At 69.1% G+C, this 19329-nt stretch carries 18 protein-coding genes; 15 read left to right on the top strand and 3 right to left on the bottom strand.

Annotated features, from left to right (window positions below):
- Nucleotide 1 precedes the first annotated feature (1 nt).
- The 10 genes from hutI (at nucleotide 2) to FO470_RS15840 (ending at nucleotide 10682) form a co-directional block, all read left to right on the top strand.
- Complete coding sequence (gene hutI / locus FO470_RS15795; protein ID WP_144343927.1) at nucleotides 2-1204, top strand: imidazolonepropionase; 1203 nt, start codon at nucleotides 2-4, stop codon at nucleotides 1202-1204.
- A complete protein-coding gene (hutH, locus tag FO470_RS15800) occupies nucleotides 1201-2736 on the top strand; it encodes a histidine ammonia-lyase (RefSeq protein WP_144343928.1) in 1536 nt (511 codons plus the stop codon). The genes hutI and hutH overlap by 4 nt, the downstream gene beginning before the upstream one ends.
- 5 nt (nucleotides 2737-2741) lie before the next feature.
- Nucleotides 2742-3560 carry an N-formylglutamate deformylase gene (hutG, locus tag FO470_RS15805; RefSeq protein WP_144343929.1) on the top strand — a complete coding sequence of 273 codons (819 nt, stop codon included), beginning with the start codon at nucleotides 2742-2744 and terminating at the stop codon, nucleotides 3558-3560.
- Between the two features lie 11 nt (nucleotides 3561-3571).
- Nucleotides 3572-5251 carry a urocanate hydratase gene (gene hutU / locus FO470_RS15810; protein WP_144343930.1) on the top strand — a complete coding sequence of 560 codons (1680 nt, stop codon included), beginning with the start codon at nucleotides 3572-3574 and terminating at the stop codon, nucleotides 5249-5251.
- Between the two features lie 12 nt (nucleotides 5252-5263).
- Nucleotides 5264-5839 (top strand): HutD/Ves family protein, encoded by a 576-nt coding sequence (locus FO470_RS15815; protein WP_144343931.1) that lies wholly within the window; start codon nucleotides 5264-5266, stop codon nucleotides 5837-5839.
- A gap of 41 nt (nucleotides 5840-5880) precedes the next feature.
- Nucleotides 5881-7260, top strand: a complete 1380-nt coding sequence (locus tag FO470_RS15820) for an LLM class flavin-dependent oxidoreductase (RefSeq protein WP_144344080.1) — start codon at nucleotides 5881-5883, stop codon at nucleotides 7258-7260.
- A gap of 135 nt (nucleotides 7261-7395) precedes the next feature.
- Nucleotides 7396-8040, top strand: coding sequence for an amino acid ABC transporter permease (locus FO470_RS15825; RefSeq protein WP_418655061.1), 645 nt, complete (start codon nucleotides 7396-7398; stop codon nucleotides 8038-8040).
- 166 nt (nucleotides 8041-8206) lie between these two features.
- The gene (locus FO470_RS15830) at nucleotides 8207-8878 is read left to right on the top strand and encodes an amino acid ABC transporter permease (RefSeq protein WP_144343933.1); all 672 of its coding nucleotides are present in this window, start codon (nucleotides 8207-8209) and stop codon (nucleotides 8876-8878) included.
- Between the two features lie 16 nt (nucleotides 8879-8894).
- Nucleotides 8895-9707: an amino acid ABC transporter ATP-binding protein gene (locus tag FO470_RS15835; RefSeq protein WP_144343934.1), complete on the top strand. Its 813-nt coding sequence runs from the start codon at nucleotides 8895-8897 to the stop codon at nucleotides 9705-9707.
- A 117-nt stretch (nucleotides 9708-9824) separates the two neighbouring features.
- Nucleotides 9825-10682 (top strand): transporter substrate-binding domain-containing protein, encoded by an 858-nt coding sequence (locus FO470_RS15840; protein ID WP_186291992.1) that lies wholly within the window; start codon nucleotides 9825-9827, stop codon nucleotides 10680-10682.
- A gap of 90 nt (nucleotides 10683-10772) precedes the next feature.
- On the opposite strand, the gene hutC is transcribed toward FO470_RS15840, so the two are convergent.
- Together hutC and FO470_RS15850 are read right to left on the bottom strand one after the other, a co-directional pair.
- Nucleotides 10773-11519, bottom strand: a complete 747-nt coding sequence (gene hutC, locus FO470_RS15845; protein ID WP_246659615.1) for a histidine utilization repressor — start codon at nucleotides 11517-11519, stop codon at nucleotides 10773-10775.
- 136 nt (nucleotides 11520-11655) lie between these two features.
- Nucleotides 11656-12555 (bottom strand): LysR family transcriptional regulator, encoded by a 900-nt coding sequence (locus FO470_RS15850; RefSeq protein WP_144343936.1) that lies wholly within the window; start codon nucleotides 12553-12555, stop codon nucleotides 11656-11658.
- A gap of 98 nt (nucleotides 12556-12653) precedes the next feature.
- Here FO470_RS15850 and FO470_RS15855 point away from each other — a divergent pair, with 98 nt between their 5' ends.
- Entirely contained in the window at nucleotides 12654-13403 is a 750-nt protein-coding gene (locus FO470_RS15855; protein WP_144343937.1) for a sulfite exporter TauE/SafE family protein, read from the top strand.
- A gap of 31 nt (nucleotides 13404-13434) precedes the next feature.
- Here FO470_RS15855 and FO470_RS15860 read toward each other — a convergent pair whose 3' ends face one another.
- Nucleotides 13435-14415 (bottom strand): LacI family DNA-binding transcriptional regulator, encoded by a 981-nt coding sequence (locus FO470_RS15860; RefSeq protein WP_246659616.1) that lies wholly within the window; start codon nucleotides 14413-14415, stop codon nucleotides 13435-13437.
- A gap of 184 nt (nucleotides 14416-14599) precedes the next feature.
- Between FO470_RS15860 and FO470_RS15865 the strand changes: the two genes are divergently transcribed.
- From FO470_RS15865 to FO470_RS15880, 4 genes are read left to right on the top strand one after another with little or no spacing between them, the layout of a single operon-like run.
- The gene (locus tag FO470_RS15865; protein WP_144343939.1) at nucleotides 14600-15658 is read left to right on the top strand and encodes a sugar phosphate isomerase/epimerase family protein; all 1059 of its coding nucleotides are present in this window, start codon (nucleotides 14600-14602) and stop codon (nucleotides 15656-15658) included.
- Between the two features lie 8 nt (nucleotides 15659-15666).
- Nucleotides 15667-16806, top strand: a complete 1140-nt coding sequence (locus tag FO470_RS15870; RefSeq protein ID WP_246659617.1) for a Gfo/Idh/MocA family protein — start codon at nucleotides 15667-15669, stop codon at nucleotides 16804-16806.
- Entirely contained in the window at nucleotides 16803-18332 is a 1530-nt protein-coding gene (locus tag FO470_RS15875) for a sugar ABC transporter ATP-binding protein (protein WP_144343940.1), read from the top strand. Before FO470_RS15870 ends, FO470_RS15875 begins: the two co-directional genes overlap by 4 nt.
- Entirely contained in the window at nucleotides 18325-19326 is a 1002-nt protein-coding gene (locus tag FO470_RS15880; RefSeq protein ID WP_144343941.1) for an ABC transporter permease, read from the top strand. Before FO470_RS15875 ends, FO470_RS15880 begins: the two co-directional genes overlap by 8 nt.
- Nucleotides 19327-19329: the final 3 nt, after the last annotated feature.

The following is a 19329-nucleotide window of genomic DNA, read 5'->3' on the forward strand; positions in this document are numbered from 1 at the left end:
GATGCGCTGCGACCGATTATGGCGAGGGGCGCGGCTGGCGACACTGGCCGTGGGGCGCGAGGGTCTCGGAATCGTCGAGCAGGGTGTCGTCGCGGCAAAGGACGGACGCATCGTCTATGCCGGCGCGGCGGACGAGGCGCCGGCCTTCGCGGCGGACGAGACGATCGATTGCGAGGGGCGCTGGATCACGCCGGGCCTCGTCGACTGCCACACGCATCTCGTCTTCGGCGGCGACCGCGCGCACGAGTTCGAGCTGCGCCTTGCCGGCGCCTCCTATGAGGAGATCGCCCGGGCGGGCGGCGGCATCGTCTCCACCATGAAGGCGACGCGCGAAGCGGGCGAAGGCGACCTCGTCGCCTCCGCCGTGCGCCGCCTCGACGCGCTCATCGCCGAGGGCGTGACCACGGTCGAGATCAAGTCGGGCTACGGCCTCTCGGAGGAGGCGGAGCTGAAGAGCCTGCGCGCCGCGCGCGCGGTCGGGGCCGCGCGTCCGGTATCGGTGGCCACCACCTTCCTCGGCGCCCATGCGCTGCCGCCGGAGGCCAAGGGCGACAAGGCGGCCTATATCGACCGGATGATCGCGCTGCTGCCGCGCATCGCGGCGGAGAAGCTCGCCGACGCGGTGGACGCCTTCTGCGAGGGCATCGCCTTCTCGCCCGAGGAGGTGGCACGGCTGTTCACGGCGGCGCGGGAACTCGGCCTGCCGGTGAAGCTGCACGCCGACCAGCTCTCCAACCTGCATGGGGCGAAGCTGGCGGCCGGTTTCGGCGCGCTGTCGGCCGATCATCTCGAACACACCGACGAGGAAGGCGCGCGCGCCATGGCGCAGGCCGGCACCGTCGCGGTGCTGCTGCCGGGCGCGTTCTATTTCATCCGCGAGACCAAGGTCCCGCCCGTCGAGCTATTCCGCCGGCACGGCACGCATATGGCGCTTGCCACCGACTGCAATCCCGGCACCTCGCCGCTCACTTCCCTGCTGCTGACCATGAACATGGGCGCGACGCTGTTCCGCATGACGGTGGAGGAATGCCTCGCCGGCGTAACGCGCGAGGCGGCGCGGGCACTGGGACGGCTCGGCGAGATCGGCACGCTGGAGGCCGGCAAGAACTGCGACCTCGCGATCTGGGACATCGAGCGGCCGGCGGAGCTGGTCTATCGCATGGGGTTCAACCCGCTTCACGCCCGTATCTGGAGAGGCGCATGACCGAGATCATCCTCAAGCCGGGCGAGGTCTCGCTCGGCCAGTGGCGGACCGTCTATCGCGGCGCGCGGGCGCGGCTCGATCCGTCCTGCCTGCCGGCGGTGGAGCGCTCGGCGAAGGCGGTGGCCGACATCCTCGCGAAGGGCGAGCCGGTCTATGGCATCAATACCGGCTTCGGCAAGCTCGCGACGGTGCGCATCGGCGATGCCGATCTCGCCCGACTCCAGCGCAACATCGTGCTCTCGCACGCCGCGGGCGTCGGCGAGCCGATGCCGGTGCCGGTCGCCCGGCTGATGATGGCGCTCAAGCTCGCCAGCCTCGCCCAGGGCGCTTCCGGCATCCAGCCGGACACGCTCGCCCTGCTGGAGGCGATGCTGGTGAAGGGGCTGACGCCGGTCGTGCCCTGCCAGGGCTCGGTCGGCGCCTCCGGCGACCTCGCGCCGCTCTCGCACATGACGGCGACCATGATCGGCGTCGGCGAGATCTTCGTCGACGGCGTGCGCAAGCCCGCGGCGGCGGCCCTTGCCGAGGCGGGCCTCGCCCCGGTCGAGCTGGGTCCGAAGGAAGGGCTGGCGCTGCTCAACGGCACGCAGTTTTCGACCGCCAACGCGCTCGCCGGCCTGTTCGAGGCGGAGAACCTGTTCCGCTCCGCCCTCGTGACCGGCGCGCTCTCGACCGACGCGGCGCGTGGTTCCGATGCGCCCTTCGATCCGCGCATCCATGTCCTGCGCAAGCATCGCGGCCAGATCGAGACCGCCGAGGCGCTGCGCCGGCTGATGGAGGGCTCGGCCATCCGCGCCTCGCATCTCGTCGGCGACGAGCGCGTGCAGGATCCCTATTGCCTGCGCTGCCAGCCGCAGGTGATGGGCGCGGCGCTGGACGTGCTGCGGCAGGCCGCGAGCACGCTGGAGACCGAGGCCAACGGCGTCTCCGACAACCCGCTGATCTTCGCCGAGGGCGGTGAAGCGCTCTCCGGCGGCAACTTCCACGCCGAGCCGGTGGCCTTCGCCGCCGACATGATCGCGCTGGCGGTGTGCGAGATCGGCTCGCTGAGCGAGCGGCGCATCGCCATGCTGGTCGATCCGGCGCTGTCGGGCATGCCGGCCTTCCTCACCCCGAGGCCGGGCCTCAACTCCGGCTTCATGATCCCGCAGGTGACGGCGGCGGCGCTGGTCTCGGAGAACAAGCAGAAGGCCTATCCCGCGAGCGTCGATTCCATTCCGACCTCCGCCAATCAGGAAGACCACGTCTCCATGGCCGCGCATGGCGCGCGCCGGCTGAAGGGGATGGTGGAGAACGCGGAGGCCGTCGTCGGAATCGAATTGCTCGCCGCGGCGCAGGGCTGCGATTTCCACGCTCCGCTGGCTTCCAGCCCGGTGCTGGAGAAGGTGCGCGCCGCGCTGCGCATCGAGGTGCCCTCGCTCGACGAGGACCGCTACTTCGCCACCGACATGGAAGCGGCGAACGGCCTCGTCCGCTCCGGCGCCGTCGCCGCGCTGGCGGCGGAGCTGCTGCCGTCGATCAGCGGGGAGTGAGCGGCGTGACCCACCCCTCCTTCATCTCCGTCCATCGCGGCACCGCGCCGCTCGTGGTCTCGCTGCCGCACACCGGTACCGAGATTCCCGACGACATCGCCGCCGATCTCCTCTCGCCCTGGCTGGCCCGCAAGGACTGCGACTGGTGGATCGAGACGCTGTACGACTTCGCGGCGCGCATGGGCGCGAGCGTCGTGCGCACCGCGATCTCGCGCACCGCCATCGACGTGAACCGCGACCCCTCCGGCGTCTCGCTCTATCCGGGACAGGCGACGACCGAACTCTGCCCGACCACCACCTTCGACGGCGAGCCGCTGTACAAGGAGGGCCGCGGACCGGACGTCGCCGCCCGCCGCGCCGCCTATTTCGACCCCTACCACGCGGCCCTCGAGGCCGAGATCGAGCATGCCCGCGCCGTTCACGGCACGATCGTGGTCTATGACTGCCACTCGATCCGCTCCGTGGTCCCGCGCCTGTTCGAGGGCACGCTGCCGAATTTCAATGTGGGCACCAATTCCGGGACCACCTGCGCCCCCGAGTTGCAGGCGGCGATCGAGTCGATCTGCGACGCGACCGACTTCAGCCGTGTGAGCAACGCGCGCTTCAAGGGCGGCTGGATCACCCGCCATTACGGCCGGCCCGAGGCGGGCGTGCATGCGGTGCAGATGGAGCTCGCCTGCCGCACCTACATGCTCGAGCCGCTCGGGCCCGTCGGCCCGGAGAACTGGCCCGCCGCCTACGACCCCGATCATGCCGCGCCCTGCCGCGCGGCGCTCGTCCGCATCTTCGAGGCGTGCATCGCCTTTGCACGCTCGCGCGCCTGAGGGAGACACCCATGACCCGCCAACCGGTTCGTATCGACAACACCCGCGTCATCCGCGCCGCCCACGGCACCGAGCTTTCGGCCAAGAGCTGGCTCACCGAGGCGCCGCTGCGCATGCTGATGAACAACCTCGACCCCGATGTCGCGGAGAAGCCGGGCGAGCTGGTGGTCTATGGTGGCATCGGCCGCGCGGCGCGCAACTGGGAGTGCTTCGACAAGATCGTCGCCGCGCTGAAGACGCTGGAGGCCGACCAGACGCTGCTGGTGCAGTCGGGCAAGCCGGTCGGCGTGTTCCGTACCCACAAGGACGCGCCGCGGGTGCTGATCGCCAATTCCAACCTCGTGCCGCGCTGGGCGACCTGGGAGCACTTCAACGAGCTCGATAAAAAGGGGCTCATGATGTACGGCCAGATGACGGCCGGCTCCTGGATCTATATCGGCGCCCAGGGCATCGTGCAGGGCACCTACGAGACCTTCGTGGAGATGGGCCGCCAGCATTTCGGCGGTTCGCTGAAGGGCAAGTGGATCCTCACCGGCGGCCTCGGCGGCATGGGCGGCGCGCAGCCGCTCGCCGCCACCATGGCGGGCGCGAGCTGCCTTGCGGTCGAGTGCCGGCCGTCCTCCATCGATTTCCGCCTGCGCACCGGCTATCTCGACACTTCCACCGACAATCTCGACGAGGCGCTGCGCCTGATCCAGGAGTCCTGCGAGGTGGGCAAGCCGCTCTCCGTGGGTCTGCTCGGCAACACCGCCGAGGTGCTGCCGGAGCTGGTACGGCGCGGCGTGAAGCCGGACATGGTGACCGACCAGACCTCCGCTCATGACCCGGTGAACGGCTACCTGCCGATCGGCTGGACGCTGCAGCAGTGGGAGGACCGCAAGCTCTCCGATCCGGCCGGTGTCGCCAAGGCCGCCAAGGCCTCGATGGCGGTGCATGTGAAGGCGATGCTCGACTTCTTCCACGCCGGCATCCCGACCGTCGACTACGGCAACAACATCCGCCAGATGGCGCTGGAGGAAGGCGTGACCAACGCCTTCGACTTCCCCGGCTTCGTGCCGGCCTATATCCGTCCGCTGTTCTGCCGCGGCATCGGTCCGTTCCGCTGGGCGGCGCTGTCGGGTGATCCGGAAGACATCGCCAAGACCGACGCCAAGGTGAAGGAGCTGATCCCCGACAATCCGCACCTGCACAACTGGCTCGACATGGCGGCCGAGCGCATCAAGTTCCAGGGCCTGCCGGCGCGCATCTGCTGGGTTGGCCTGGGTGATCGCCACCGGCTGGGGCTCGCCTTCAACGAGATGGTGCGCAAGGGCGAGCTGAAGGCCCCCATCGTCATCGGCCGCGACCATCTGGACTCGGGCTCGGTCGCTTCTCCGAACCGCGAGACCGAGGCGATGCAGGACGGCTCCGACGCCGTGTCCGACTGGCCGCTGCTCAACGCGCTGCTCAACACCGCCTCGGGCGCGACCTGGGTGTCGCTGCATCATGGCGGCGGCGTCGGCATGGGCTTCTCGCAGCATGCGGGCATGGTGATCTGCTGCGACGGCACGGCGGATGCGGATGCCCGCATCGCCCGGGTTCTGTGGAACGACCCGGCGACCGGCGTGATGCGCCATGCCGATGCCGGCTACGAGATCGCCATCGAGTGCGCGAGGGAGCACCAGCTCGACCTGCCGGGCATTCTCGGCTGAGAGGGGCCGCCCATGAAGATCCTGTGCGCCGCCGACCACAAGGTGATGCCGTGGAAGAACGGCGCCGGCTCCACCACGGAGATCGCCGTCTCGCCGGCGGGCGCCGGGCTCGACACGTTCGACTGGCGCGTCAGCATGGCGAGCGTCGTCGAGGACGGGGCCTTCTCGGCCTTTCCCGGCATCGAGCGCACGCTCGCGGTGCTGGAGGGGGAGGGGCTCGTTCTGGAGGTGGAGGGCAGGGCGCCGCAGACGGTCCTCAAGGACGGCGTGCCGGCTTCCTTTCCCGGTGATGCGCCGACCCGGGCGCGCCTACTCAGCGGCCCGGTCGTCGACCTCAACGTGATGACGCGGCGCGGGCGCTACGCGCATCGCCTGCGCTGGCAACGCATCGACGCACCGACGACGCTGACGCCGGCGGAAGGGGCGCTCCTGCTGCTGGCGCGCACCTCCGGGCTCGCCGTCGAGGGTGCCCGTCTCAAGGCCGGCGACGCCGTGCTGCTGCGTGAGCCGGCGCGTCTCGAAACCCAAGGAACAGGGGAATTCTACCTTGTCGAGCTGTGGGAGGCCGCAGGCGACCTCGACAAGTAGGTCTATACAAATAAGATGGCGCCATGCAGGAGATGACCGGCATGAAGCGCTCGGACAAGTTGAAGCTCGGAACCTTCGTCTACACCTTCGGGTACAACCCGGCCGGCTGGCTGCACCCGGGCAGTGACGTCCACGGAGCCAATGATTTCCGCCACCTGCTCAAGGTGGCGCAGCTCTCGGAGGCCGCGAAGTTCGACTTCATGTTCATGGCGGATTCGCCCGCCGCCGCCATCGGCGATCCCGAGGCGCTGTGCCGCCTGCCGACCAAGATGAACCGTTTCGAGCCGCTGTCGCTGATCTCCGCGCTCGCCGTCTCGACCTCGCGTCTTGGTCTCGTGGCGACGGCCTCGACCTCCTATTACGAGCCGTTCAACCTCGCCCGCATCTTCGCCTCCGTCGATCATCTGAGCGGCGGGCGGGCGTGCTGGAACGTCGTCACCTCCGACCATGACGAGACCGGCTACAACTTCAACCGCGAGGGCCTCGACCCGCACGCGCTGCGCTACGAGCGCGGCAAGGAGTTCGTCGACGTCGTGTTCGGGCTGTGGGACAGCTTCGAGCAGGATGCCCTGCTGCTCGATCGGGCCAGCGGCGTCTATTACGACAAGGACAAGCTCCACACGCTCAACCACAAGGGCAAGCACTTCCAGGTGCGCGGTCCGCTCAACATCGCCGCGACGCCGCAGGGCCGGCCGGTGATCGCGCAGGCCGGCGGCTCGGAGGCCGGCATCGAGCTGGCGGCGGAAACGGCGGAGCTGGTGTTCTCGCTCGCCTCCAATTTCGAGCGCAGCCAGGCCTTCTACGCCACGCTGAAGGACCGGATGGCGAAGTTCGGCCGCGCGCCGGACGATCTGAAGGTGATGCCGGGCGTGGTCCTGAATGTCGGGCGCACCGAGGCAGAGGCGCGGGAGAAGGTCGAGTTCCTCGCCGGCAAGCTGCATCCGGATGTCGGCCGGGCGATGCTGGCCGAATTCCTGGAAGCGGACCTCTCCGGCGTGCCGCTCGACGCGCCCTTCCCGAAGGACCGCCTGCCGGCGGCGCCGAAGGGCTCCAAGGCGCTGTTCGACGAACTCACCGACTTCGTGATGAAGGGCCATACGGTCGGCGAGCTGATCCATCTGTTCAGCGAGAAGCACACCGGCAACGGCATCACCGGCACGCCGCAGGTGGTGGCCGATTTCATGGAGGAATGGTTCCAGGGCCGCGCGGCGGACGGGTTCATCCTCATGTTCCCGACGCTGCCTTCCGCGCTGGAGGATTTCGTCGAGCTGGTGGTGCCCGAGCTGCGCCGCCGCGGGCTGTTCCGTGATGAATATGAAGGCACGACGCTGCGTGCCAATCTCGGCGTGCCCGTGCCGGAGAACCGCTACGCGCTGGCCCGCCGCCAGCGCGGCATGGCGGCGAGCGCCACGGGAGCCTGAGGCGCCTCAACTGGCGGGCATCTTGCTTCCGGGTACGGGGTCGTCTTATCGGGAGGCGACAGGCCGCGCTCGGGATGGTCGGCCTTCGCGGAACAAGGCGCGTATGCGGCTGGAGCCTTGATGTTCAATACGGAAATCATCGTCAAATCGTTGCCGATGCTGCTCCAAGCCTCGGTCTGGACGGTGATCTACTCGCTCACCTCGGTGGCCATCGGCTTCTGCATCGGCACGCTGATGTGCGCGGCGGGGCTTTCCGCCTCGCGCCTCGGCCGCGCCGTCTCTGCCTTCTATGTGAGCTTCTTCCGCGGCGTGCCGCTGCTGGTGCAACTGCTCATCTCCTATTACTGCCTGCCGCTGATCGGGGTGAACGTGCCGTCCTCCGTCGCGGCGGTGGGCACGCTGGCGCTGTGCACCGGCGCCTACATCGCCGAAATCCTGCGCGGCGGTTTCCTCGGCATCCCGCCGGGGCTGATCGAAGCGGCGCGCATGGTCGGCCTCAGCCGGGCGCAGATCCTCACCCGCATCGAGGTGCCGCTGGCCGTGCGCTTCACGCTGCCCTCGTTGGTCAACGAGACGACGATGATGGTGAAGGCCTCCTCGCTGATCTCGGTGGTCGGCGTGCTGGAACTCACCCGCCTCGCCCAGAACATCGCCACCTCGACCTTCCAGCCGCTGGAAATCTATCTGACCGCCGGAGCGATCTATTTCGTGATCAACGGCGCCATCACGCTGGCCGGCGAGTTCGCCGAGAGCCGCTTCCGGATGGAGAAGGCGCGATGAGCTTTATAGGCATGGTGGGCAACGCAGTGGTGTGGCTGGAAACGTCGTCATGGCCGGGCTTGGACCGGCCATCCACGCCTTCGGTTCCGCCGGTGCAGAGGAAAGTCGTGGATCCCCGGGCCAAGCTCGGGGATGACGGGCGGAGTGGCGGCGAGGGAAATGTCCCATGACCTTCAATCCCGCCATTCTCACCGACAACTGGCGCGAGATCTTCGACGGGATGGTGCTGACCATCCTCATCTGGATCGCCGGCACCGCCATCGGTCTCGTCATCGGCCTCGCGGTGGCGGTCATCCAGCTCTTCACCAACCGCTGGGTGGCGGCGCCGCTGACCCTCTATGTCGCGGTGATGCGGGGCACGCCGTTCCTGATCCAGCTCTTCGTGATCTATTACGGCGGCCCGTTCTTCGGCCTCGACCTGACGCCGCTCGTCGCCGGCGTCGCGGGGCTGGCACTCTATGGCGGCGCCTATTTCTCGGAGATTTTCCGGGCCGGCTTCCTGTCCGTGCCGCCGGGCCAGATCGAGGCGGCGCGGATGATGGGCATCGGCCGGCTCGATATCGTGCGGCACGTGCAACTGCCGCAGATGCTGGTGATCATCCTGCCCGCGCTCGCCAACATGACGGTGCTGCTGTCGAAGGAGACGGCGGTGCTGTCGGTCATCACGGTGAACGAGCTGACCTCGGTCGTGCAGTCCATCGGCTCGACCACCTTCGCCTTCGCCGAGACGCTGCTGTTCCTGGCGCTCGTCTACTGGGCATTCCTCGAAATCGTCACGGCGGCGGCGCGGCGGCTGGAGAAGCGGGTTGGCCGCTTCATGCTGCGCACGCAGGGCTGAACCGGAAAGGACGGACATGGCCGAGCGACCGATCATCGACGTGCGCGGCGTGTGGAAGCGCTTCGGCGACGTCGAGGTGCTGAAGGGCATCGACCTCGCCATCGCGAAGTCCGAGGTGACCTGCATCATCGGGCCGTCCGGCTCGGGCAAGTCGACGCTGCTGCGCTGCATCGCCTTTCTGGAGGAATACAGCGAGGGCGAGATCTACATCGAGGGCGAACTGCTCGGCTTCTCGCTGGAGAACGGCAAGCGCCGCCGGGTCTCCGATGCCGAGGTCGCGCGGGTGCGGCGCAATGTCGGCTTCGTGTTCCAGCAGTTCAACCTGTGGCCGCACATGACGGCGCTGGAGAACGTCGCCGCGCCCCTGAAGCTGGCGCGCGGCATTGCCCGCGAGGATGCGGAGAAGCGCGCCCGCCGCATGCTGGAGAAGGTCGGGCTGAGCCATCGCGCCGAGGCCTATCCGAGCCAGCTTTCCGGCGGCCAGCAGCAGCGCGTCGGCATCGCCCGCGCGCTCGCCATGGAGCCGCACATCATGCTGTTCGACGAGCCGACCTCGGCGCTCGACCCCGAACTGGTCGGCGAGGTGCTGCAGGTGATGCGCGATCTCGCTGGCGAGGGCATGACCATGGCGGTGGTGACCCACGAGATGGGCTTCGCCGCGCAGGTGGCCGACACGGTGGTGTTCATCGATCACGGGGTGATCGCCGCCTCCGGCTCGCCGCAGCAGGTGTTCCGCCACGAGGAGAACCCCCGGCTGCGCCAGTTCCTGCAGAACTACTTCGAGCGTAACGTGTTCTGGCAGGGCTCCGACGCGGCGCCGGCGTCCTGACGAAAGACGGCCGGTCGCGTGTTGCGGCGCGAAAAGGCTTATGTCTATACTTTTATTCATAAGGAAAGCCGGTGGCGCGGGAGCCACCCATAGCTTCCACGGGAACAGGAGAGACAGATGATCCAGCTTAGCCGGCGGAGCTCCGCCGTGATCCGCGCCGCGCGCTTCGCGGCGCTCGGCGTGGTGGCGTCCATGGCCTTCGCGGGCCTGGCGCGCGCCGAAGACGTGCTGGCCAAGGCGAAGGCCAAGGGCGAGCTCACCGTCGGCACCGAGCTTCAGTTCGCGCCGTTCGACTTCGTCGAGGACGGCAAGCAGGCCGGCATGAACAAGGAGATCTTCGCCGAGATCGGCAAGGAACTCGGCGTGAAGGTCACCTTCCTCGACCTGCCCTGGCCGAGCGTGCTGCCGGGCCTTGAGGCTGGCAAGTTCGACATGGTGGCCGGTCCGGCCACCATCACCAAGGCGCGCATGGAGCGCTACCGCTTCTCCTCGCCGATCGCCAATGCGACGGTCGCGATCCTGAAGAAGAAGGGCGACACGTCCATCACCAAGCCGGAAGACATCGCCGGCAAGAAGGTCGGCAGCGCCAAGGCGACCGCCCAGCTCGCGCAGCTGCAGGATTTCGCCAAGACGCTGAACCCGCCGCCCTCGGCGATCCAGGAATACGTCGACTTCAGCCAGTCCTATGCGGATCTGGGCGCCGGGCGCATCGTCGCGGTGGCGAACTCGCTGCCGAACATCGCCTACCTCGCCAAGACCAAGCCCGACGTGTTCGAGGTGGTGCAGCCGCCCTTCGGCAAGCCGGTCTATTTCGGCTTCATCGGCACCAAGGCCGAGGATTCCAAGTCGCTCATGGACGCGGTCGACGCCATCATCATCAAGATGAAGCATGACGGTCGCCTCGCGGCCCTGCAGAAGAAGTGGTTCGGCACCGAGATGGAAACGCCGGATCAGGTGACGGAAGCGAGCTTCTGACGCCCGGCGCGATCTTCGCGCCGACCTTTGAGAAACCCCGGATCGGCTGCCGCCGGTCCGGGGTTTTCATTTCCGGGAGCCGCTTCGGGACTATCCCTGCGGCGAGAAGCGGGCGACGAGATCGTAGGCGTCGCCGCGGAAGAGCTGGCGCACCACGGTGACGGTCTCGCCGCCGCGCCAGGTCCGCCGCTCCAGGCTGAGGCACGCCGTGCCCTTCGGCACCCGCAGCGCCTCCGCCGCCCGCGCACTGGCGCCCACCGCGCAGATCCGGTGCTCGGCTTCCGTCCATGGCACATGCCGGAGCAGCCATGAGCCGGGCGGGGTCGCGGCGAAATCGGTCTCGGCCGCCTCGGGAACGCTGCTCAGGCTGATGAGGCGGTCCTCCAGCGCCAGCGGCCGTCCATTGGCCAGATGCAGGCAGGAGAGGTCCAGAACCTCGCGCGGCTGCCCCTGCGCCTGAAGGTCCGCCGGGTCCTTGGCGGTCGCGGGCCGGCAGCGGCGGCGCAGCAGCGTGTAGCTGTAGCTCTCGCCCCGGGCCGCGATCTCGCTGGGAATGTCGGGAATGTGCAGCATGGCCGAGTGCAGGCGCGGCTGCGCGACGAAGGAACCGGCCCGGCGCCGCCGTTCCACCAGCCCGGCCGCGACGAGCCCGGCGATGACCTTGTTCACGGTCATCCGCGCGCAGCCATACTGCACCATCAGCTCGTGCTCGAAGGGAATGCGATGCCCCGGCGGCCATTCCCCGGAGAGGATCTTGGCTTCGAGATCGGCGCGGATGCGCTGGTGCAGCGTCGGGACGGGGTCGGTAGCAGCCGGGATGTGCACGGTAGCGGTCACGCCGAATGCCCTTGTCTCGCCCGCCGGCGGCAGGATCGCGTCACCCGCGATGTCGTCACAGGATAGATATAGACATTATCATAGCCCGGCAGAATGGTGCGATGCCATCAGGGAGCGAGCTTGCCGAGGATAGCGGCTATCGGCGCTTCCTCCCGGCGGGTTGCGCCAGATGCTCGAAGAGGCTGCGCGCGGAAGGCGTCAGTTCCGGCTCGTTGCGGATGCAGGCCGAAAGCCGCCGCGTGGCCCAACGGTCGGCGAGGGGAATGGCGGTGATCGGCGACGACCGCCGGCAGCGCCGCGCCGCCGTCGCCGGGATGACGCCGATGCCGGCGCCGTCTCCCGCCATCCGGCAGATGCCCTCGAAGGTGCGCATCTTCACGCGCATCTTCAGCCGGCCGCCGATATTCGCCGCCCGTGCGTCGAGATTGTCCTGCAGGGCGCCCTCCGCGAGGCCGATGAACGGTTCGCCCAGCAGCTCCGCGAACTGGAGCCGGTCCTTCGCCGCGAGGCTGTGGCCGCGCGGAACGACCGCGACCAGCCGGTCAATGGCGAAGGGGCAAAGATGCAGGCTGCCGGCATCCACGGCGTCCGACAGGATGCCGATCTCGGCGAAGCCCGCCGTGACGCTCCGGGCGATATCGAGGCTCTGCCGCTCCTTCAGCTCGATGTCGACCTGCGGATGCGCAGCCATCCAGGGTCCCAGCCGCTCCGGCAGGAATTCGGTGATGGCCGCGGTGTTCGCCAGCAGGCGAACGGTGGCGCGAAGCCCCCGGGCATAGGCGCCGAGTTCGCCGCGCATCTGCGCGATCTGCCGCAGGATGGTGCGCGCATGGTGGGCAAGCGCCTCGCCGGCCTCGGTGGGTCTCACGCCGCGCCGGCTGCGCTCCAGCAGCACGACGTCGCCGGCCGCCTCCATGTCGCGCAGCCGCTCGCTCGCGGCCGGCAGGGAGAGGCCGGCTTCAGCCGCCCCGCGGGTGATGCTGCCCGCATCCACCACGGCGAGGAACAAGCGGAGATCGCCGAGATCGAAGCGCATGCCGCCAACGATACCCCGTCACCAGCCTTCGGGAAAGCCGAAGTCTGGCTGCGGAACATCCGCATTGCCGGGGCGGGTGGATGGCCTAAGCGGAAGGCATGTTCGAGCTTCCGCCCCCGCTTCTCGCCGCCGTCGCGGCGACCTTCTTCGCCGCCGGCTTCGTCAAGGGCGTCACCGGCATGGGCCTGCCGACCGTCGCCATGGGCGTGCTCGGCGCGCTGATATCGCCGCTCACCGCCGCGAGCCTGCTCATCGTGCCGTCCCTCGTCGCCAATATCTGGCAGCTCCTGGCCGGCCCGAGTTTCGGCCCGCTGCTGCGCCGGCTCTGGCCGATGATGCTGGCGATCGCGGCCGGGACGGTCCTCGGCACTTCCTGGCTCGCCAGCGGCGACACCCGCCTGACCACGGCGGCGCTCGGCGGCGCGCTCGTGCTTTATTCCGGCTACACGCTGCTGGCCCGCCAGCTCAGCGTGGCCCAGCGCCTGGAGCCATGGCTGTCGCCGGTCATCGGCGTGGTGACCGGCATGGTGTCCGGCGGCACCGGCGTGTTCGTCATTCCCGCCGTGCCCTATCTGCAGGCGCTGGGACTCGGCAAGGACGATCTGGTGCAGGCGCTGGGCCTGTCGTTCACCGTGTCGACCGTCGCGCTGGCGGCGGGGCTGGGAGTGCGCGGCGTCTTCCAGTTCGACAATCTGGCGCTGTCGGCGCTGGCCATCGTCCCGGCGCTTGCCGGCATGGGGGCGGGGCAGGTCGTTCGCGGGTGGATCAGCCCGACGGCGTTCCGTCGCGGCTTCCTGTTCTGCCTGCTGTTGCTGGGCGTGGAGATGGTGGCGAGGGGGCTGGCCTGAGACGACACCGAAAAGGGCGTGCTCTCAGGGCTTAGACTGGCGTTTCCGCCACGATCCCGGTGCTGCCGCGCCGCACCAGTTCCACCGGAAGCACTGTGTCGTCGGCCCGGTCGTCGCCGGCGATGCGGTCGAGCAGGCGCTGGGCGGCGTGCCGGCCGATGGCCTCGCGCGGCTGGCGGATGGTCGAGAGCGGCGGCGTCATGTGCGCGACCAGTTCGATGTCGTCGAAACCCATGACCGAGACGTCGCGCGGCACCGTTATGCCATGGTGCTGGACTTCGCCGATGAAACCGCAGGCCATGGCATCGCTGGCGAGGAAGACGGCGGTCGGGCGCTCTGCCCGCGGCACGGCGAGCCATTCGGCGCCGGCGCGGCGGCCCGATTCCAGCGTGAAATCGCCGGGGAAGACGCGCGGTGCCGGCAGGCCGTGCGCGGCGAGCGCCTGCTCGGTGCCGGCCAGCCGGGCCTCGCTCAGCACATTGCCGGGCGGGCCGGCGACATGGGCGATCCGCGTATGGCCGAGTTCGATGAGGTGTTCGACCGCCATGACCGCTCCCTGCCGGTTGTCGATCTTCACCCGTGGCGCGGCGAGGCCGGGAATCCACTCGCAGGCGAGCACCACCGGCACGCGGCGGGACAGCCCTTCCGCCGGCAGCGAGCCGTCGAGCACGATCAGCCCGTCGGCCCGGCTCGGCTCGGCATAGGCGAGAAGCGATTCGCCCCCCTCGGCGCGGGTATCGGCCACCAGCAGATTGTAGCCAGCCGGCGCCAGCACCGAGGCGATGCCGGCGAGGATCTGCGAGAAAAACGGGTTGGACAGGTTGGGCACCAGCGCGACGACCCCGCCGGTCCGCCGGTGGCGCAGATTGCGCGCCGCCAGATTGAGCCGATAGCCGGTCTGCCGGATCGCCTCCTCCACCAGCCGCCGCGTTTCCGCGCTGACCACCTGCGGATTGGAGAGGACGCGGCTGACCGTGGCGGTGGAAACGCCGGCAAGGCGCGCTACATCCACGATTTTCGGTCTCTGGTGCTCCATTGCCCCTCCATAGACGGGCGGTGGGGCGGCTGGCAATCCGCCGGGATTGTCGGCGTCACCCCTCTTGCAACCGATTTCATAACTCCGCTACGCTGAATGCAACCGATTACAAAAAGAACGACGCCCGGCCGGTTACCGGCAGGGCGCATCGGGAGGAAAGATGCGGACGATCAAGGGGCCGGGCCTGTTTCTGGCCCAGTTCATCGGCGCCGCCGCGCCGTTCGACAGCTGGAAAGCCATCACGCGCTGGGCGTCCGGCTGCGGCTATGTCGGCGTCCAGGTGCCCACCAACGACGCGCGCATCCTCGACCTCGACGCGGCCGCCGGCTCGCGCGACTGGTGCGCGCAATGGGCGGGGGAGGGCTCCGACAACGGCGTCGTGGTGACGGAGCTGTCGACCCATCTGCAGGGCCAACTCGTGGCGGTGCATCCCGCCTATGACGCGATGTTCGACGCCTTCGCGCCGGCCGCCGTCCACGGCAAGCCGGCGGCGCGGCAGGAGTGGGCGGTCGAGCAGGTGAAGAAGGCGCTCATCGCCTCCCATAATCTCGGCCTCACCGCCATGGCGAGTTTCTCGGGCGCGCTGGCCTGGCCCTATGTCTACCCGTGGCCGCAGCGTCCGCCGGGGCTGGTCGAGGAAGCCTTCGACGAGTTGGCGCGCCGCTGGCGGCCGATCCTCGACCATGCGGAGGAATGCGGCGTCGACATCTGCTTCGAGATCCATCCGGGCGAGGACCTGCACGACGGCGACAGCTTCGAGATGTTCCTCGATCGCGTGGGGCACCATCCGCGCGCGAAGATGCTCTACGATCCCTCGCACTACGTGCTGCAGCAGCTCGATTATCTCGATCACCTCGACATCTATGCCGAGCGCATCGGCATGTTCCACGTCAAGGATGCCGAGTTCAATCCGACCGGGCGCAAGGGCGTCTATGGCGGCTACCAGCCGTGGCTCGGCCGTGCCGGACGTTTCCGCAGCCCCGGCGACGGACAGGTCGATTTCGGCGCCATCTTCTCGAAATTCGCCGCGATGGATTTCGAGGGCTGGGCGGTGGTGGAGTGGGAGTGCTGCCTGAAGCATCCCGAGGACGGCGCGCGCGAGGGGGCGGCCTTCGTGAAGAGCCACATCATTCGCGTCACCGAGAAGGCCTTCGACGATTTCGCCGCCGCCGGCACCGACCGCGTCGCCAATCGCCGCCTGCTGGGGCTGGACCGATGAACACCCCGATGCTCCACGCTCCGATCCGGCTGGGCATGGTCGGCGGCGGCAGCGGCGCCTTCATCGGCGCCGTGCACCGCATCGCCGCGCGGCTGGACGGCGAGTTCCAGCTTGTCGCTGGCGCCCTGTCCTCGACGCCGGAGAAGGCGCGTGCCTCGGCGCAGGCGCTGGGGATCGCGCGCAGCTATGACGACTTCGCCGCCATGGCGCGGGCCGAGGCGCGGCGCAGGGACGGCATCGAGGCGGTGGCCATCGTCACTCCGAACCACATGCATGCCGAACCGGCGATTACGTTCCTCAAGCGCGGCATCCACGTGATCTGCGACAAGCCGCTGACCGCCACCCTGGCGGAAGCGCGAAAGCTCGCGAAGGTCGCCGGGCGGTCCGACGCGCTGTTCATCCTCACCCACAACTATACCGGCTATCCGATGGTGCGGCAGGCCCGCGCCATGGTTGCCGCCGGCGATCTCGGTGCACTCCGGCTGGTGCAGGTGGAATATGCGCAGGAATGGCTGACCGAGGCGGCGGAGAAGCACGGCTCCAAGCAGGCGGAATGGCGCACCGACCCGGCGCGTTCCGGCGCGGGTGGTGCGACGGGGGACATCGGCACCCACGCCTACAACCTCGCCTGCTTCGTCTCCGGCCTGACGCCGGAAGCGCTGGCGGCGGACCTTTCCAGCTTCGTGCCGGGACGCGCGCTCGACGACAACGCCCATGTGCTGTTGCGCTTCGCCGGCGGCGCGCGCGGCATGCTCTGGGCGAGCCAGGTGGCGCCGGGCAACGAGAACGGGCTGCGCCTGCGCCTCTACGGCGAGAAGGGCGGGCTGGAATGGGCGCAGGAAGACCCGAACCGCCTGTGGTTCACGCCCTTCGGCGAACCCAGGCGCCTCATCACCCGTAGCGGTGCCGGCGCCGGGCCGGAAGCGGCGCGGGTCTCGCGCATTCCGCCCGGCCATCCCGAGGGCTATCTCGAAGCCTTCGCCAACATCTACGCCGAGGCGGCCCGCGCCATCCGCGCCCGCCAGACGGGTGAGGCGCCCCCCGAAGGCATGGTCTATCCGACGCTGGCGGACGGGCTCGCCGGCATGCGTTTCGTCGAGGCCTGCGTGCGGTCCTCGCAACGCAACGCCTCCTGGGTGACGCTATGAGCGCGGCGGATACTTCCCCGGTGAACGCCTCCCCGGGGCCGGTGCTGGAGCTGGTCGACGTCCGCAAGAGCTTCGGCCCGATCGAGGTCCTGCACGGGGTCGACTTCGCGCTCCGCCCCGGCGAGGTGCATGCGCTGATCGGCGAGAACGGCGCCGGCAAGTCGACGATCATGAAGATTCTCGGCGGCTTCCTCGCGCCGTCCTCGGGCGAGGTGCGGCTCGACGGCCGCCCCGCGCCCTATGCCAGCGGTGCGCAGGCCGAGGCGGCAGGCGTCGTGGTGATCCATCAGGAGTTCAATCTCGCCCCCGACCTGACGGTCACCGAGAATGTGTGGCTCGGGCGCGAGCTGGGCCGCGTCTTCCTCGATCATCGCGCCATGCGCGAGGGCACGCGCAAGCTGCTGGACGAGCTCGACAGCCGCATCGACCCGGATGCGCGCATCCGCGACCTGCCGGTGTCGGACCGGCAGATGGTGGAGATCGCCAAGGCTCTATCGCGCAACGCCCGCGTGCTCATCATGGACGAGCCCTCGGCGGTGCTGACGCATCGCGAGGTCGAGGTGCTCTTCCGCCAGATCGACCGGCTGCGCGCCCAGGGCGTGGCGCTGCTCTACACCTCGCACCGGCTGGAGGAAGTCACGCGCCTCGCCGACCGCGTCACCGTGCTGCGCGACGGCGCCGTCGTGCGCCGGGCGATGCGTGGGGAGCTGACCGAGGACGGCATGGCCACCGCCATGGTGGGGCGCGATCTCGAGGACATCTATCCCGCGCGCCGGCACGAGGCCGGCGAGCTGGCGCTGGAGGTGCGCAGCTTTTCCGTGCCGCCGCTGGTGCACGGCGTCTCCTTCACCCTGCGACGGGGCGAGGTGCTCGGCATTTCCGGGCTCGTCGGCTCCGGTCGCACGGAGCTTGCCGAGGGGCTGGTGGGCCTGCGCGCGGCGAGCGGCGAGATCCGGCGCAACGGCGCGCCGGTGCGCATCGCCTCGGTGCGGGAGGCGGCAGCACAGGGCATGGCCTATCTCACCGAGGACCGGAAGGAGCGCGGCCTGCTGCTCGACAAGAACCTGCGCGAGAACCTGACCCTTTCCACCCTGCCGCGCTTCGGCAGCCCCTTCATCTCCGCCGCGCGGGAAGAGGCCGCGCTCACCCGGGCGATCGGCGATTTCGATATTCGCGCGCCCCGCCGCGACATGGCGGTGGGCAACCTGTCGGGCGGCAACCAGCAGAAGCTGCTGCTCGCCAAGACGCTGCTGTCGGACCCGGAGATCGTCATCATCGACGAGCCCACGCGCGGCATCGACGTGGGTACGCGAAGCCAGATCTATGCCTTCATCGACCGCCTCGCCCGCGAGGGGCGGAGCGTCATCGTGATTTCGTCGGACATGCCCGAGATTCTCGGCCTGTCCGACCGCGTGCTGGTCATGCGGCAGGGTGCGATCGCCGGCGAGCTGGCGGGCGAGCGCATCAGCGAGACCGATGTGGTCCGGCTGGTGATGGGCACAAGCGAGGAACGCGCCGATGTCTGACACCGCCCTTTCCCGCCCCGCCGGCGCCTCGCGCCTGCCGGCCCTCTCGGCCCTCGGCCCGCTGCTGGCGCTGATCCTGCTGGTGATCCTCGGCGCCGTGCTGAACGACAATTTCCTTTCCGCCGGCAACATCACCAACGTGCTGGCCCGTTCGGCCTTCATCGGCATGATCGCGGTGGGCATGACCTTCGTCATCACCTCCGGCGGGCTCGACCTGTCGGTGGGCTCGATGGCCGCCTTCATCGCCGGGGTGATGATCCTCGCCATGAACGCGCTGCTGCCGTCGATGGGCGTCGGCGTGCCGTTGATCCTGGTCGGCATGGCCATCGCGCTGGCGGTGGGGCTGCTGGCGGGGCTGGCCAACGGGCTGCTGGTCACACGCGCCGGCATCGAGCCGTTCATCGTCACGCTCGGCACCATGGGCATCTTCCGCTCGCTGGTGACGTGGCTGGCCGATGGCGGAACGATCAGCCTCGACTTCGCGGTGCGCCAGCTCTACCGGCCGGTCTACTACTCCGGGCTGTTCGGTGTCGCCTGGCCGATCCTCGTCTTCGCGGCCGTCGCCGTCGCCGGGCAGGTCGCCATGCGCCATACGCGCTTCGGCCGCTATTGCGAGGCCATCGGCTCCAACGACAAGGTGGCGCGCTACTCGGCCGTCGGGGTCGAGGGGGTGCGGCTGATGACCTACGTGCTGCTCGGCCTGCTCGTCGGTCTCGCCACCATCATGTACGTGCCGCGCCTCGGCTCCGCCTCGGGCTCGACCGGCATGCTGTGGGAGCTGGAGGCCATCGCCGCCGTCATCATCGGCGGCACCGCGCTCAAGGGCGGCCATGGCCGCGTCTGGGGCACGGTGGTGGGCGTGCTGATCCTCAGCCTGATCGACAACATCCTGAACCTTGCCGACCTCGTCTCGCCCTATCTCAACGGCGCGATACAGGGCGTCATCATCGTGCTCGCGGTGGTTCTCCAGCGCGGGAAATCATCATCCGCCTGAGAG

It is taken from the genome of Ancylobacter moscoviensis, from assembly GCF_007559435.1.
Classification (GTDB): domain Bacteria; phylum Pseudomonadota; class Alphaproteobacteria; order Rhizobiales; family Xanthobacteraceae; genus Ancylobacter; species Ancylobacter moscoviensis.

Bases quoted from the DNA above. Each gene is read 5' to 3' on its own strand.
- FO470_RS15820 (WP_144344080.1), top strand. From the start codon at position 5,881: ATGAAGCGCTCGGACAAGTTGAAGCTCGGAACCTTCGTCTACACCTTC.
- FO470_RS15815 (WP_144343931.1), top strand. From the start codon at position 5,264: ATGAAGATCCTGTGCGCCGCCGACCACAAGGTGATGCCGTGGAAGAAC.
- hutH (WP_144343928.1), top strand. From the start codon at position 1,201: ATGACCGAGATCATCCTCAAGCCGGGCGAGGTCTCGCTCGGCCAGTGG.
- FO470_RS15875 (WP_144343940.1), top strand. From the start codon at position 16,803: ATGAGCGCGGCGGATACTTCCCCGGTGAACGCCTCCCCGGGGCCGGTG.
- FO470_RS15830 (WP_144343933.1), top strand. From the start codon at position 8,207: ATGACCTTCAATCCCGCCATTCTCACCGACAACTGGCGCGAGATCTTC.
- FO470_RS15880 (WP_144343941.1), top strand. From the start codon at position 18,325: ATGTCTGACACCGCCCTTTCCCGCCCCGCCGGCGCCTCGCGCCTGCCG.
- hutU (WP_144343930.1), top strand. From the start codon at position 3,572: ATGACCCGCCAACCGGTTCGTATCGACAACACCCGCGTCATCCGCGCC.
- hutI (WP_144343927.1), top strand. From the start codon at position 2: ATGCGCTGCGACCGATTATGGCGAGGGGCGCGGCTGGCGACACTGGCC.
- FO470_RS15835 (WP_144343934.1), top strand. From the start codon at position 8,895: ATGGCCGAGCGACCGATCATCGACGTGCGCGGCGTGTGGAAGCGCTTC.
- FO470_RS15870 (WP_246659617.1), top strand. From the start codon at position 15,667: ATGCTCCACGCTCCGATCCGGCTGGGCATGGTCGGCGGCGGCAGCGGC.
- FO470_RS15840 (WP_186291992.1), top strand. From the start codon at position 9,825: ATGATCCAGCTTAGCCGGCGGAGCTCCGCCGTGATCCGCGCCGCGCGC.
- FO470_RS15865 (WP_144343939.1), top strand. From the start codon at position 14,600: ATGCGGACGATCAAGGGGCCGGGCCTGTTTCTGGCCCAGTTCATCGGC.
- FO470_RS15855 (WP_144343937.1), top strand. From the start codon at position 12,654: ATGTTCGAGCTTCCGCCCCCGCTTCTCGCCGCCGTCGCGGCGACCTTC.
- FO470_RS15850 (WP_144343936.1), bottom strand. From the start codon at position 12,555: ATGCGCTTCGATCTCGGCGATCTCCGCTTGTTCCTCGCCGTGGTGGAT.